This window comes from Ottowia thiooxydans DSM 14619 (assembly GCF_000422885.1).
Lineage (GTDB): Bacteria > Pseudomonadota > Gammaproteobacteria > Burkholderiales > Burkholderiaceae_C > Ottowia > Ottowia thiooxydans.
In genome coordinates this window covers 176,088-188,912 of record NZ_AUGX01000012.1, presented here as the reverse complement: position 1 = coordinate 188,912, position 12,825 = coordinate 176,088, and the positions used below count along the sequence as shown (strand labels likewise).

Annotated in this window: 14 protein-coding genes; 7 read left to right on the top strand and 7 right to left on the bottom strand. The window is 55.3% G+C overall.

The window, feature by feature from the left end; all coding sequences use genetic code 11:
• Positions 1 to 21 precede the first annotated feature (21 nt).
• The 3 genes from G518_RS0111785 to G518_RS0111775 all read right to left on the bottom strand — a co-directional run bounded on the left by G518_RS0111785 (position 22) and on the right by G518_RS0111775 (position 1,747).
• On the bottom strand, positions 22 to 384 hold the full coding sequence (locus G518_RS0111785; protein ID WP_028602716.1) for a hypothetical protein: 363 nt from the start codon (positions 382 to 384) through the stop codon (positions 22 to 24).
• Between the two features lie 238 nt (positions 385 to 622).
• Complete coding sequence (locus G518_RS0111780; protein WP_028602715.1) at positions 623 to 946, bottom strand: hypothetical protein; 324 nt, start codon at positions 944 to 946, stop codon at positions 623 to 625.
• Positions 947 to 1,261: 315 nt separating this feature from the next.
• Positions 1,262 to 1,747, bottom strand: coding sequence for a tyrosine-type recombinase/integrase (locus tag G518_RS0111775; RefSeq protein WP_483823587.1), 486 nt, complete (start codon positions 1,745 to 1,747; stop codon positions 1,262 to 1,264).
• Between G518_RS0111775 and G518_RS40395 the strand changes: the two genes are divergently transcribed.
• The 6 genes from G518_RS40395 to G518_RS0111750 all read left to right on the top strand — a co-directional run bounded on the left by G518_RS40395 (position 1,670) and on the right by G518_RS0111750 (position 5,685).
• On the top strand, positions 1,670 to 1,990 hold the full coding sequence (locus tag G518_RS40395; protein ID WP_169457927.1) for a hypothetical protein: 321 nt from the start codon (positions 1,670 to 1,672) through the stop codon (positions 1,988 to 1,990). The genes G518_RS0111775 and G518_RS40395 overlap by 78 nt on opposite strands.
• A gap of 622 nt (positions 1,991 to 2,612) precedes the next feature.
• The gene (locus G518_RS39920; RefSeq protein ID WP_028602713.1) at positions 2,613 to 2,870 is read left to right on the top strand and encodes a hypothetical protein; all 258 of its coding nucleotides are present in this window, start codon (positions 2,613 to 2,615) and stop codon (positions 2,868 to 2,870) included.
• A 38-nt stretch (positions 2,871 to 2,908) separates the two neighbouring features.
• Positions 2,909 to 3,157 (top strand): hypothetical protein, encoded by a 249-nt coding sequence (locus tag G518_RS0111765; protein WP_028602712.1) that lies wholly within the window; start codon positions 2,909 to 2,911, stop codon positions 3,155 to 3,157.
• A gap of 460 nt (positions 3,158 to 3,617) precedes the next feature.
• Positions 3,618 to 4,043 (top strand): type III secretion system chaperone, encoded by a 426-nt coding sequence (locus G518_RS0111760; protein ID WP_028602711.1) that lies wholly within the window; start codon positions 3,618 to 3,620, stop codon positions 4,041 to 4,043.
• A gap of 16 nt (positions 4,044 to 4,059) precedes the next feature.
• Entirely contained in the window at positions 4,060 to 5,025 is a 966-nt protein-coding gene (locus tag G518_RS0111755; protein ID WP_028602710.1) for a hypothetical protein, read from the top strand.
• A gap of 480 nt (positions 5,026 to 5,505) precedes the next feature.
• A complete protein-coding gene (locus tag G518_RS0111750) occupies positions 5,506 to 5,685 on the top strand; it encodes a CsbD family protein (RefSeq protein ID WP_028602709.1) in 180 nt (59 codons plus the stop codon).
• Between the two features lie 179 nt (positions 5,686 to 5,864).
• On the opposite strand, the gene G518_RS0111745 is transcribed toward G518_RS0111750, so the two are convergent.
• From G518_RS0111745 to G518_RS38425, 3 genes are all read right to left on the bottom strand, one after another.
• On the bottom strand, positions 5,865 to 6,089 hold the full coding sequence (locus tag G518_RS0111745) for a hypothetical protein (protein WP_028602708.1): 225 nt from the start codon (positions 6,087 to 6,089) through the stop codon (positions 5,865 to 5,867).
• A 217-nt stretch (positions 6,090 to 6,306) separates the two neighbouring features.
• Positions 6,307 to 6,795, bottom strand: a complete 489-nt coding sequence (locus G518_RS0111740) for a hypothetical protein (protein ID WP_156909347.1) — start codon at positions 6,793 to 6,795, stop codon at positions 6,307 to 6,309.
• A gap of 163 nt (positions 6,796 to 6,958) precedes the next feature.
• The gene (locus tag G518_RS38425; protein ID WP_051236471.1) at positions 6,959 to 10,867 is read right to left on the bottom strand and encodes an IPTL-CTERM sorting domain-containing protein; all 3,909 of its coding nucleotides are present in this window, start codon (positions 10,865 to 10,867) and stop codon (positions 6,959 to 6,961) included.
• Between the two features lie 613 nt (positions 10,868 to 11,480).
• Between G518_RS38425 and G518_RS0111725 the strand changes: the two genes are divergently transcribed.
• On the top strand, positions 11,481 to 12,368 hold the full coding sequence (locus G518_RS0111725; protein ID WP_028602706.1) for a LysR family transcriptional regulator: 888 nt from the start codon (positions 11,481 to 11,483) through the stop codon (positions 12,366 to 12,368).
• Positions 12,369 to 12,481: 113 nt separating this feature from the next.
• Here the strand turns inward: G518_RS0111725 and G518_RS0111720 are convergent, their stop codons facing one another.
• Positions 12,482 to 12,706 carry a hypothetical protein gene (locus tag G518_RS0111720; RefSeq protein WP_028602705.1) on the bottom strand — a complete coding sequence of 75 codons (225 nt, stop codon included), beginning with the start codon at positions 12,704 to 12,706 and terminating at the stop codon, positions 12,482 to 12,484.
• Between the last annotated feature and the right edge of the window lie 119 nt (positions 12,707 to 12,825).

The following is a 12,825-nucleotide window of genomic DNA, read 5'->3' as shown; positions in this document are numbered from 1 at the left end:
TTCGTCATGCCGCGACTCCGGTTACTTCGATTTCGCGCAGTTATCGAGCGTGTAGAAGTGACCGCCCTCGGCTTCTTCGTGCAGCGTGATCGTTGCAGTCACGTTGCCGCCATTGAAGTTCGGCGCCGATGTTGCGCAGATGAAGCCGATCATGTCTGCTCGGCGGACATAGAAGTCAGGCGATCCATTGCCGAACTTTTTCAGATCGAGCTGGACTTTCTTGAGCAAGACCTTGTTCGACACAACGCGCTCAGAGCCCTCGAGCTTGTCGTAACGACGGGCTTCTTTGACGATGTCGAGGTACGTTAGCGGGGCGGTTTGGGCGAGGGCCTGGCCGACGGTGACGATGGAGGCCAGGGCGGCGATTGTGAATGCGATTTTCATTTCAGACTTTCAGTAGGTAGGACGTGGAACCACAAACCCCCGAATGGGAGTAAACAAAAGTGGTTGCACGGCGTCCGGTACCGGCTGAAAAATTGTCTGATGGACCCTGTGTACGCTTCACAGGTAGCGTCCGCGGATTGCACGACAAGCGTCGTGGTCTGCGTCTCTGGCATCAAAAAGGCTCGTGACCTGATCGAATTTTCGACCCCCCGATTGTAGTGAAAGTTGACCGTTTTGACTAATTTTTTTGGGGCTGCGGCCACAGGTAGACCGCTGTTTCGTCACGTGGCCGGAGCACAACTCGACAAAGGTATCTGACGCCAGCGATGACGAAGAAAACCGACCACGGCGGCGCTGGGCGACTTCCGTAGTCGCTCTCGTCTTCGATGCACAGCACGTCGTCGCGCTCAAGACTTCGAAAAAACATCGTTGCAAGCACGCTGTCGAAATGATCGACGATTGCTGTTGCGCACTTCGCTTCGTCGTCGAAGCTGCAGCGAATCTCAAGATCAGGCAGAGAACTGCCTGTGTGCTTCATACGTGTGTGAGTGTCGGCGGTCATGTAGCATCGTATCTCCGGCCTTGAACCGTCGTCCGCATCCCTGCCTTCTGGCCTCCGCTACCATTCCTCCTTGGAGTTGGATTCCTTGGGCGGCTCTCTTATTAGAGGTGGTCAAAAAGCCCCTGGTAGAATTCGCACGTGATTCGCACGCAAGGGCCTGTAAGCCGCGCCAGGCTTGGAGCGGACGGGGGTTCAAATCCCCCCAGCTCCACCACTCAAGACACCGCCACACACTGAGACAACAAGGTGTGTGGCGGTTTTTTCTTGCCTGTGGTGTCGTGTGGTGGCTGGAAATTCGCACCGAAATCGCACCGATCAGGAATTTCCCACCATGCGCAATTCAGGCTTGGGCTTTTGGTAGTCCTCGCGTATGAACTTGCCGTAGGTGCTAAATACCAGTTCGACATTTTCATGACCCAGTTGAGCGGCCACTGCCCAAGGGTTGTGCCCATCGGTTAGAAGTGTTGAGGCGAAGGTGTGACGGACCTGATAAGGGTTCCGGTAATCGACGCCCGCTCTCTTCGTCAAAGGTAGCCAGAACGTTTTGCGCAACTGTGCATCCGTTTCCCAAGGTTCGCTTGTGCGTGGGTTGAGCCAGATCCTTAGCCCCTTGGCTTGCGAGTATGGGCGCTGCGCTTTAAGCGCCTCTAGGGCATCTGAATTCAAATCCACATCTCGCAGGCCTGCGGCGGTTTTGGGGGCCTTCCTCTGACTGATGAGCGCATGAGTGCCGCCACATTTCAGGCTCGTCAATTCGAATGGCTGGCGAGCATCGAAGGCTTTAAGGCAACCCTGCTCCATGATCATCAGGTGCTTTTGCAATCAGTGAGAGGTGAGGGATATCGCTGGTGCCCTCCAGGCGAGCAGACCCAAGCAGCAACTCGAGAGTTTGAACGTGATGCAGGCAGGGCCTTCAGAATGGCGGGCGCGAGGCTACGCAATGTGCGGCAGGGCGAGCTAACGGATGATCAGCGGCGCGACAATGTAGACGCAATGGCAAAGATTTTGCACCTGAGAGGGACGGTGCGCAAGCAACTTCGATGACGTAGCTGCAAACCCTTTATGAGAGGGTTTGAGGATGCGAGAGCATCGCATGGCCAGGTCGGGTGCGGCATGGTTAGGCGTGGCTCGGCATGGTATGCCGCGGTCGGCTGCGGCGAGGTCGGGTATGGGCTGTCAACAGCAGGTAGCGTCTTCTTCCGAGGGCGTTTCCTGATGCGATCAGCATCTTCGGTCCGGCATGGCATGGTTAGATTCGCTGTGCCAGGGCGTGGTTCGGTCCGGTATGACATGGGCCGTAAACGGCAGACAAGGGCGATCTTCGGGTCGCCCTTTTTCTTTGTGCGCCCAGCATGGGCGCACACCTGCGGGTGCAAGTCCCGCCGTAAGTTGATCACAACGAACGAAGTGAAACGCAACTGCATGAGGGCGACCGAATGTGGGAAGGAAGCGTGGAGCGTAAATCGCGAGCCGATGAACAAAAACCACATAGAAGGCGCTACTGAGCAGGGCGAGCGGGCAAAGAACCGCGAAGCTCTCGTGATCAAGGCGAGGCGGCGTAGATGCGGCGGTTGTGCGATGAAGGTGTGCGCTCTTACCTGGGGAGATCTCGCCTTGTGGGTGAAAGCTCGACGGCTTTGCCTTGGGGCCAAAAGTCGAGAGGTCGATGAAGGGCGTAGAGACGGCAGCAGTTCAAGCGGGGAAAGGTGTCGGCTCCATCGGCGCAAACGACGCCAAAGGCTTGGATGAGGTGGCAAAGGCGGGTGATGGTCAGCGAATCCTGCCAGTTCGGAGTAGAGATCGAGCCGGGGCTGCCTACTTAGTGCGAGAAATCATCATCGATTCCAAACACTGTATTAATGCGCAGTATGAATCCGTGAACGCCCTGGTAAAACATCTGGGTAAACGCTATGTTTTCCTATAAAAAGAATACGATATGATTACTTTTTTAGGAGACTTACGATGAGCAAAATTTCCAATGAGACAGCGCACCAAGCAACCCAGGAGCTGATTACGCGACTACGTGGCAAGCTCACAGTCAAGATTACGGAAGAGTGGATCAAGGCAGACCATGACCGCAAGTACCTTGAAGGCCTTCGCGCTGAGCGTGATAACCTGATGTTGCAGCGCGAGATGCTGGATCTCAAAGCATCATCAGAAATCAAAAAGCTGATGGACTCGATTGCTCGAAGGATTCAGGCGCTGGATTGAGTCGGTACAGCGGCATAGGCCAAGCAGAGCTTTAGGCCCTCATGGTCAGCGTCGGGTGGGCAAACACTCGGCGCTTGAGGACTTCCTCACGGGAAAGCTTCTGGCCGTATTGGAAGAGGGGAGAGATGCGGCAGAGCATGGCAAATAAGGTGGAAAGCCCCGATCAGAAATGACCGGGGCTTTTTTACATTCTCATTTTTCTTCGGTATTTGGGTTAAGCCCAGTCCAGTTTCGATTCATCCAGGGTGAACTCGATATTTAGAACTTTATATTTATATAAATGTCATTTTTTTGTAGGACGCTTAACTATTTCATCCTTCTGATCGGGTAAGTACCTGCACGTAAGGTTTTTTTAAGGAACCGTTTCTCCCCTGCTGTGACTTATTGAGTAGGAACCGCGAGCTGATGACGAAGCAACAGCTTATGGATTTCATTCATTCAACGCTTAACAGGGAAAAAAATGAGTCTCTATACCGAAGTGCTTGAGGACTACGCACGCCATGCGGGTCTTTCCGCGAAAGAATTGCTGTCCAGCCACGAAGTGGTCATTGCCGACATCTCTATCGGCATCAGTCCAGAAATCGATCAAAACACAGGTGATTTGATCTTTTTTTCCACACTCGGTCGCCCTTCTGCGCAAGTGAAGCACGAAAAACTTATGCAACTGATGCTGGAGGCCAATGGGCTGTGGGTAGGCACCGGCGGTTGCACGCTGGGACTGCAGGCGGGGACTGGTGTGGTTCTGTTGTGCGCGCGGTTACCGCTGACCACTATCAATGGGGCTTCGCTCTCTCAAGCGCTACAAGCGTTCACCAACGTTGCCTTACTTTGGCGCGAGGTAGTGCGAGGCAAAGTGAGCGCCGAATTGCCACAGACGATTAACTGAATTCTGGAGAATAGACATGGGAAATATCGCAATCAACACCCAACCACTGAATACCACCAATCCTTCCCAGGATGCTCAGAGTAAAGCAGCTGGCCCAAAAACTGGCGAAGGTGGACTTGACGGTCGACAAATCGAAGTGAGGAATGATCAAACGAAAGAGAGCTTGATCCTTTCGAGAGATCAAGATGCCCGGGAACTCGAGGAACCTAGCTTTTCTGGGGATTCCAGTTCTGACTCAAAATACTATTCCCTCGAAAGCTCTGACGAATCTTCTCTGGATGAATATCTTTCTGATGACGAATTTCTGAGTTCCGGGAAACTCCAGAATATAGCGACTAGTGTGCGAGCCGACGATGTGTTCGCCGCCCTGAGTAAAGATGAACAAGACGCTGTCTTGAGCACCAACCCGTTTGATGTACTGGTTGCAGCAAAAAACCGGGCAGAAAAGCAAAACATCCCGTTTGACGTGATGGGGGCCGCCAGAAGAGTTGGTGATATGGGCCACAACCCCTTCGATGAGGTGGTCGCAGGCGCCAATCTGATCACTTTCCCAGGCGAAGTGCCACTTGACGACGCGAATGGGGCTGCGAAGTTCGATGCCGTGCGCGGCCATTCCAAAAGTATCAATGTCTCAGACGATCAAAGGGAAAAAGTTGGATCCAGCTACAACCCTTTCAGCTCTGCCGGAGTGGAGGCTTCTGAAAGCGAACCCAGCTCTGCCAGGCCTCTTGGGCAGGCTGTAGTGGCTGATGGTGTAGTTCGTAACGCGACCATGAGTTTCTCGCAGCGCGTCCAGGCGGCGTTCCGGGAATTTTTCGAAGCTGCGATCGACGTCATGAGCAAAGCTCTAGATTCCACTGAAAAGGTGCTGCGTCCAATCGCTCAGTTTTTGGCGTTCGTAGAAGACGTGAACTATGTATTCGCGGGAGGTAATAAGCCGCTTCACCATCATTACGTGATCCACAACGCAATCTTTCCTTAGAAGACGTGGTTCGTATGGCTGGGATCAACAGCTTGGCTATGGATGGTTAGGGCGATTAGGTACGGCTGCAACCAGCCACTATGCTTCACGACTCTGTTCTCAGTTCACTCGGATAGCTGGGGTGGCTTGGCACAATCTCATTTGAAGTCGCGGCTAAGGATCTACCCATTCGATCCCATCGCCATCACTGCGAAACGTTGCTCGACTTGGGGTGCAGCGGAGTTAAAGTCCAGCTTCCGTTCCCTTGCTCCCCAGCAAAGACCGAAAGAGGGGCGTAAGGGGCATAGCGGTGAACGCCCTTCTTTTTAGGTCAATCGTGATGTGACGCGCTTTGGTCCGGAATGGAATGGGTTCGGTGTTTGTAGGCTTATGCTGACGCCACCTGTCGACTGTCTCCGGCGGCCGCGTGCAGGCTTAAAGCGTAATCTTGGTTCATGCAAAGCGATCCCGCTACGCATATCAGACAACCGAAGGAGCAACATGAATACCGATCAAATCAAAGGCGCTTTGAAAGAAGTGGCTGGTAAAGTGCAGCAGAAGACCGGTGAGGTCCTCAACAGCCCGGAGCAGCAAGTCAAGGGTGTGGCTAAGCAGGTCGAGGGCAATGTCCAAAAGAACTATGGCGACGCGAAAGAAAAAATCAAAGATGCGACTAAGTAAGGTTGCAGGCGGGAATTTCTCGCTGCAGCCTTAAAGGCCCCGATCAGAAATGGTCGGGGCCTTTTTGCGCTGCGCGCTTCACTGTCGGAATGCGGCGTGTAATTAACCCGGGTCGGCACTCAGCACCATGTGTTGGCGCGATGGAATCTCAACCTGAGAACCGGTGGCCGTCGCGGCGATTACCCCTGATGCATCTCATCCCGGATACGGCGCTTGGCGATGCGTAGGGCCATCCCATCAGCCTCTGCCCTGCTTGCATAGTGCTCGTCGTGTGAAACATTTTCCAAAGTCTTGCTGCCAGGCGCGACCACCAAAGAAGCATGTGGCCACCATACGCCAGGAAGCTCATTGCGTTCGAATGAATCAAGCGTAATGCTCACGCCCATGAAAAAGGTGGTGGTCATAACAATCTTCAGAAGCACCCAGCTATCTCGCAGTAACGACGCGGCCGGAGTTTAGTTTTTCGGCGACAACTACTCTAAAAACTAGTCGTGGCTTAGGGTGGAGTTTGGGCTCGACTATCGCTGAGTTCATACGTTTCAGGGCTCTGCGAACTTAACTAAATGACATGCGCGTTCGCCCACCGCTACGCTCAGAAAATTAGTGTAGCTTGGCCCTGTCTCAATTGAAACTACTGCTCAGGATCACCCATTCGATCCCATCGCCGTCTCCGCCTACATCGTCGCGCGTGGCAATATTGATGGCGAGTTCGGGGCAGTCCTGGCCATCGCCCAACCACTGGGTGTCGCGCAACGTCAGTCGCTTGGCCTTGAACTGGCGTTTGATCTTGGCGAACGTGGTGTTGCGGTGCAGGTCGATGCCTTGGTACTTGAGGTCTCCGGCTAGAAACTCGATGTCACTCACCTTGCCACTTTCATATCGCACACGGATGAAGGTGGATTTGTCTGCGGTGAGAAAATCATCTTCGTCGGGGTAGCGGCCATGCTTGGGTGGGAGAAAGGCCGCTGCCACCATCGCCTTGCGCAGCGCTTCGCGCTCCTGCCCTAGGGACACCTGCAGGTCGCGGCAAGTAATGCCTTGGCGAGGGACTAATTGCCAACTGGACTGAGTCATGGTTTTTCTGTTGCAGGCATCAAGGGGTTGAGACATCACGCTGCCGCCTAGCAGCGCAACCCAACACACAAAGGCTTTCAGGAGCCGGATCATAGACACGTCAAGGCCTCGCTTTGTTCTGGGAATTGCATAGGGTGTCCACTCGCCGTTAGCAGCGGCACCCAAGGCTTTGCTGCGCGGCTTCGATGCGGTAGCTGAATCAGCTAGACCTCACGTTGTAGGCTCTGGCCAGTCGTACCCATCCAAAGAGTGCAAACAGACCCGCCATCAAGAACAGCGTCCATTGGGATAGCGTGGGCACTGGGACAACGCTATCCATTGCAGCGGTGTCCAGATAGCCAGGTCCCCCTGCATCGACAATGACGCCGTTCGCTGTGAGGTCATCGTCACCAAGGCCTCCGTCCGTAATTCTCAGGCGCACTGTATTGCCTTCGATGACCGCGTCAGGGAATGCATACCAATGCGGTGCTGCACAAGCTGCTGTACTGCTACAGCCATGGCCTATAGGGCTGGGCCCGAATTTCCAATACGTTGCTCCTGCGGGTAGCTCGGTGGAATAAGTTATCGTCAACTCAGCCGTGCTGCCCGGAGCTCCGCCCTCGAGCACAAAGTCAAATAGGCCATGCGGAAAACTGACATTCCTTAGTGGAGTGCTCACGGTCGATGCGGCAATAAACTGAGCAGAGCGGAAGACCCAGCTTGGGGCTACATCTGCGGTTGCCGTGCCCGAAGACATTGGTGTGGCTGCCCAGTTTGCGGAGCACGCGGCTGGTTGGGCATTGCCCACTTGGCATGACCAGCTGTACACGCCGGTGGAGGAGACCACGCTAGACGCTGCCCCCACAGCGCACAGGTTGGTGCGTGGCAATATTGCAGTGGCAACACCTTGCGCACTGCCGCATTGCGCGCCTACCGGCGTAATGTTGATGGAGGCGGAAGACGGCTCGCCGGTACCCACACTGTTGCGCGCTGACACCGTACAGTTGACTGACACACCGTTGACCAGACCCGAAACGACGACTGGTGAAGCCGCCGTACTGACACTTCTCGCGCCGCAGGTTGCGATGTATTCCAGTATGTCCAAATGGCCGAGGTTGTTGGCAGGGGTGAACTCCACCTCAACCTGCCCGTCACCCCCGGTCACGGCGGAGATAGTCGGTGCGGCAGGTACCAGCGTCGCCTTCGCCACTTGCTGTAGTGCGACTGCATGGGCAGCAGATATACCCAGATCAACTGCGGCGAGTTCACCTGCGCCCAGGCTTGTCGGATCAATGCCCGAAATCCTTCCAAAGTGAACCAGAGCACTTAGGTAAGAGCCGTATTTGCTGGGATGGAAATAATCGGTGTACCAGAGGTTGAGCTTGCTGGCATCGGGGACATAAGGGTCACGCATTGCCACGCCAGTTGCCACGGCGCGCAAAAACGCGTCACCGACCGGGGATACCCCTTTGAAACCTGGATTGGCGGCGGCGCGGCCAAAGTAGCCCGCGTGGAAATCTGCGGTCATCAACTCCAGGCCTTCATTGGCCGCGTAAGTCGTGCCGTTGACATTGGAGCCGTTGGGTGCGATCAGATCCGGGCGCGCCCAGGTTTGGTACAGATAGATGTCTGCCTGCGAGTTGGCGTTCAGATTGGACTCTGGAACATTGCGCTGCGCATCGCATGTCGCCTGAGACGCACCGGTGATCGTGCTGCAATTGGCGCCAAACAATTGCGTCTCTGTGAATGAGCCGCCCGCGCCTTCATGAATCCATTTCTGAAACTTGTCTGCGTAGGCATTGAAGTAGGGCAAGTTGGCGTTGTGACTGCGCCCGGGAGGCAACGGTTCGTCACTCAAATCCTGCAGCACCACAGTGGTCCATTTCTGTGAGGCTGCATTGCCTCGCAAGTCCCAGCCTGCGGGATTGGAGTTCAGAAAGTGGCCGCGCAAAGAGGCGGCATTGCGTGCAGAGATGGAAACGTCATAGTCCAGGCCTGCCTGATCGCTCAGTTTCTTGAATACGCCAGGAATGCCGCCCCATGGATGGGGTTCGTCGGGATTCGAGCCCGTGGCATCACGTTGCCACATAGCCATGGTCAAGTCGGTGACGTTATCCGTGTTGTAGCTCATCACCGGATCAATTCGACCAAAGGTGTAGCTGTTGCCGAGAAAGAGAATAACTTTCTTCGCAAAACTCACGTCCACAGTGCAAGATTGGGTGATCGGCTTGGTTGTGTAGATATTGCCTTGCAACTGACCACCGCACGTACCACGTACCGCCACCGCGTAACCAGCATCTGGTGTGACGGTGAAGCTTGCTGTCTGCCCCTGCACCACATTCTGCGGCGTAGCGGCCATCACGCTGCCGTGGCCCTTACTGGTCGGTGTGACGCTGAAGACGGGCAATGCGGGGAAAGACGCGGTGACCGTACAGTTTCCCGTGATTGCATTGGTTGTGTAGGTCGTGCCTACCAATGCGCCACCGCAGGTTCCCCCCACCGATGCCGAGTAGCCTGCTTGTGGCACCACCGTAAATACGGCGGTGCTGCCATAGTTACGGACTTGTGGCGTTGCTGGATTGATGGAGCCATTCACGCCAGCGCTCGGCGCGACGGTGAAGTTCTGCAAGGCAAAACTGGCTGCAACGCTGCAATTACCAGAGACGGCTGAGGTCGTGTATGTCGTGCCACTCAGTGTTCCACCGCAAGTTCCCCCAACGCTGGCCACATAGCCTGCTTGCGGTTCCACAGCGAACGTTGCCGTGCTGCCTGCAATCACCGTTAACGGCAATGCTGGAGTGATGGAGCCACCGGTGCCAGCAGATGGCGTCACGGTGTGGGTAACTTGCTGCGTGAACGTCACACTGACCGAGCAATCCGCTGTAAGGGCTTGTGTGGTGTAGCTTCCCCCTGCCATTGTTCCACCGCAGGAGCCACCTACCACGGCGGTATATCCTGGATTGGGGGAGACGTTGAATGTCGTCGTTTCACCGTAAAAGACTGTCCTGCTAGGAGGCGTGATGGTGCCGTTGGGACCAGCCGACGCGTTGGCGGTCACGCTGACCTCGGGAGCCAACGCTACACCACGAAATGCCTGATTGGTACCCGCAGTAGCTATCTCAACCGGAGTCGCCACGAACTGACCACCATAGCCACTGGAGTCGACTATGGACACCAGTTGATTGGTGCCTCGGGTTGCATACAGAGTCACGGTAGTGCCTGATACCGTAGCGGTCAGGCCTTGGTAGGCATCGCTTGCCGCGCCCACCGTACCTTTGGCAACCCACGATCCTGACTCCAGAGAAAACTTGGTAACGCCCTTGGTATCGTCCGCGATATACAGCGTGTCTGATCCAGGTGTGGCGTTGAGATCTGCAAACACAAAAGCGTATGGGCTGGGCGTCAACGCATCCGTCAAACCTGGCAAACGGGTTGAAGATGTGCTGCTCGTAGGTGTACCGGAGCCAACGCGATTTACACCCTTGTACGTGTTGTTTCCGGTATTGGATGAAATGTAGAGTTGGCCATCAACGACTGCAACTGCACGCCCACCTGCTGGTGTCACGGAAACCGATGTTGAGCTGATTGCCCCGATCGTTGTAGTACGTGTCCCGTCAAGGCTGCTGGTGACCCACAAGGTGGCGCAGTCAGTGCTGGCTGCACCACGAAAATTATTGGCTCCTGATGCCAAGTCTATGAGCGTGGTTGATGTATCGATCTCACCTGCACGGGTGACCACCCCGACGACACGCGAAACGCCGATTGCACTTACTAGATTTCCGCTCGTGATCGAAGGATCGCGTCCGTAGCCGGGCACTAAAAGGCAGCGCTTGTCTTGTGAACGTGTAAGCCACCCCTCCGAGGCCGCCGTTCCACCGCCAGCGAACGGCGCGTGAGCGCCGTTTCCCACCTTTGGCATCGGGATAGATTGCACCAATCCGACACCTGGCCGGTATTCATCCAGAAACACCGGATTGCCGGTAGAGGCCAAGGCCCTGCTCCCATCTCCCACCCGAAAAATCACTACGTTTCCAGGTGTGAACGCAGCTGATAGTGCGGGCTGACTCCATACGCTGAGCAAGATGAACATCAGCGAAAGGGCTGCCCGCCAGCTGAAGATTGGTCGCATGGTTGTCTCTTTTTATGATTCTTGCCACACCGATTTAGCGCGGCTAAGAATCATTTTAGAAGCGACTCTTCTAAATTTGCAGGTATATCTAATACATGAACTTAGTATGTAATTGGCGTTGGCCTTATTGAATTAGCAAAGTAACGCTATTGATTGACTTGGCATAGGTGGGGGCGTAGAGCGATGCTGTTCAGCGCGTTGATGCATGGGGCCTTTTCAAGCGGTCTCGACCATGGCTCAGGCATTTCGCGAGAGTCGTTTAGGGGGCGTTAACGGCTCTGTATACGCATCCTTGCTAAGGCTAAGTAGGCCCAACCCCGTCGTCAGTGGCGCCCCTGAATGATGTGACTATCAACCCCCGGGCGGAACCCGAAAGCTTTCCATCACTTTCTTTTCTGCTCGCTCCAACGCGCAACGCAATTGATCAAACCATTCTGCGAATCGTGTGCGTGGTTTCGGAACTGATCCCTCATAGCGTGGCATCTGCCCCGACAGGTCGTTTTGAGCCTCGATTGCCTTGATTTTGGGCTTGTGGTTTTTCATCACCAGATGCTCGCGCCCGCACGATGTTCTGTAAAGTTGACTTATGTGAACGTAAAATTCAGAAATTCTGATGCGTAACTTGAATCTGGATCAGCTGCAGACACTCATTGCCATCGCGGACCTGGGCACGTTTGCGGCTGCGGCGCAGGCACTTCATCTCGCGCCACCCACTGTGAGTCTGCACATCAAGGAGCTTGAATCGCGTATGGAGGCGATGCTGGTGGTGCGCGGGCGAAGGCAGGCGGAACTCACCCCGGTGGGCGAAGTGCTGGTTCAGGAAGGGCGGAAGCTGCTTTCAGCCAGTGATGAGCTGATCGACCTCGTTCAGCGCCGCGCCAGCGGGCGCGAAGGCATCGTGAAGGTGGGCGTTTCGGCTGGTGTGAGCACCCGGCTGTTGCCCATGGTGCTTGAAGTGTTGAGCCGTGAGAATCCCGGGGTCGAGGTGAAGTTGGAAGCCGTGGGGTCTGCCGACGCGATGCACCGCTTGAAGACCGCCACTCTGGATATAGCCATCGTCGCAAGCCCCCAGCCGCTGATGGCAGAAGTCCACATGACGCCTTGGCGTAACGATCCCATGGTGGCTCTCCTGCCCGCCTCATGGGAGGCCCCTGAGACCGTCACTCCGGAGTGGCTAGCCGGTCGGCGCTGGGCTTCTTTTGCGCCTGCTACCCAAATGCACGGCCTCGTATCGTCATGGTTCGGGCAAGCGGGGTTCAACCCACGGCCATTTCTCACCCTGAGTTATCCCGGCGCGCTGAAAAGTCTTGCGGCCGCAAGCCAGAGCGCGGTGCTTCTCCCACTAGAGGAGGTGCAGGACCAAATGAATTCGCCGGATGTCCATGTACGGCATTTACAGCCTTCGCTTATGCGCCCAATGGCTGTAGCGCACAGGCGTTTGTCCACCCCTGACTTGGCTGTGACTGCGGTGCTGAATGTTTTGGCTGGGTTTGCGAACTGAGCAAGAGCATAGGCGGTGCCCCGGTCGAGTTTGAAGTTGGCCTAAGGCCTCTGTTCAGTCTGATTTGGGCGGCCTGCGCAGGTCATGGCTCATTTCTGTCTCTATCCGACTCGTCATCCCTGAGCATCCAGCCCCAGATGACCGGGAATCTGCCCGTTCGTACCCTGCGCGAACTGACGTGCAACGGGGGCTTGAATGCGCCGCCAAGGAACAGGTGAGGCCAACACCGCCACAGCGTGACGCAGACCGATCAAGTGATCCGTGCGCCATTGAAAAACGCCATCAATAACAGGGGCGCCAATCATTACGCCGGAAAAATCTCGGAAATTAATCGACATTTAATATTAAAGCCGTAATTTTTGATTGTGTGCGGTCACTGGGATTCGCCGTATTGGCGTAGTTTTTAAAACTTATTGATGAAGATTAATCGTTTTTTCGTTATGTAACATATCGCACA

Coding starts and splice junctions, on each gene's coding strand:
- G518_RS0111740 (WP_156909347.1), bottom strand. CDS start 6,795: ATGTCTCAACCCCTTGATGCCTGCAACAGAAAAACCATGACTCAGTCC.
- G518_RS0111765 (WP_028602712.1), top strand. CDS start 2,909: ATGAGCAAAATTTCCAATGAGACAGCGCACCAAGCAACCCAGGAGCTG.
- G518_RS0111775 (WP_483823587.1), bottom strand. CDS start 1,747: ATGGAGCAGGGTTGCCTTAAAGCCTTCGATGCTCGCCAGCCATTCGAA.
- G518_RS38425 (WP_051236471.1), bottom strand. CDS start 10,867: ATGCGACCAATCTTCAGCTGGCGGGCAGCCCTTTCGCTGATGTTCATC.
- G518_RS40395 (WP_169457927.1), top strand. CDS start 1,670: ATGAGTGCCGCCACATTTCAGGCTCGTCAATTCGAATGGCTGGCGAGC.
- G518_RS0111755 (WP_028602710.1), top strand. CDS start 4,060: ATGGGAAATATCGCAATCAACACCCAACCACTGAATACCACCAATCCT.
- G518_RS0111720 (WP_028602705.1), bottom strand. CDS start 12,706: ATGTCGATTAATTTCCGAGATTTTTCCGGCGTAATGATTGGCGCCCCT.
- G518_RS39920 (WP_028602713.1), top strand. CDS start 2,613: ATGAAGGGCGTAGAGACGGCAGCAGTTCAAGCGGGGAAAGGTGTCGGC.
- G518_RS0111760 (WP_028602711.1), top strand. CDS start 3,618: ATGAGTCTCTATACCGAAGTGCTTGAGGACTACGCACGCCATGCGGGT.
- G518_RS0111780 (WP_028602715.1), bottom strand. CDS start 946: ATGACCGCCGACACTCACACACGTATGAAGCACACAGGCAGTTCTCTG.
- G518_RS0111785 (WP_028602716.1), bottom strand. CDS start 384: ATGAAAATCGCATTCACAATCGCCGCCCTGGCCTCCATCGTCACCGTC.
- G518_RS0111745 (WP_028602708.1), bottom strand. CDS start 6,089: ATGACCACCACCTTTTTCATGGGCGTGAGCATTACGCTTGATTCATTC.
- G518_RS0111725 (WP_028602706.1), top strand. CDS start 11,481: ATGCGTAACTTGAATCTGGATCAGCTGCAGACACTCATTGCCATCGCG.
- G518_RS0111750 (WP_028602709.1), top strand. CDS start 5,506: ATGAATACCGATCAAATCAAAGGCGCTTTGAAAGAAGTGGCTGGTAAA.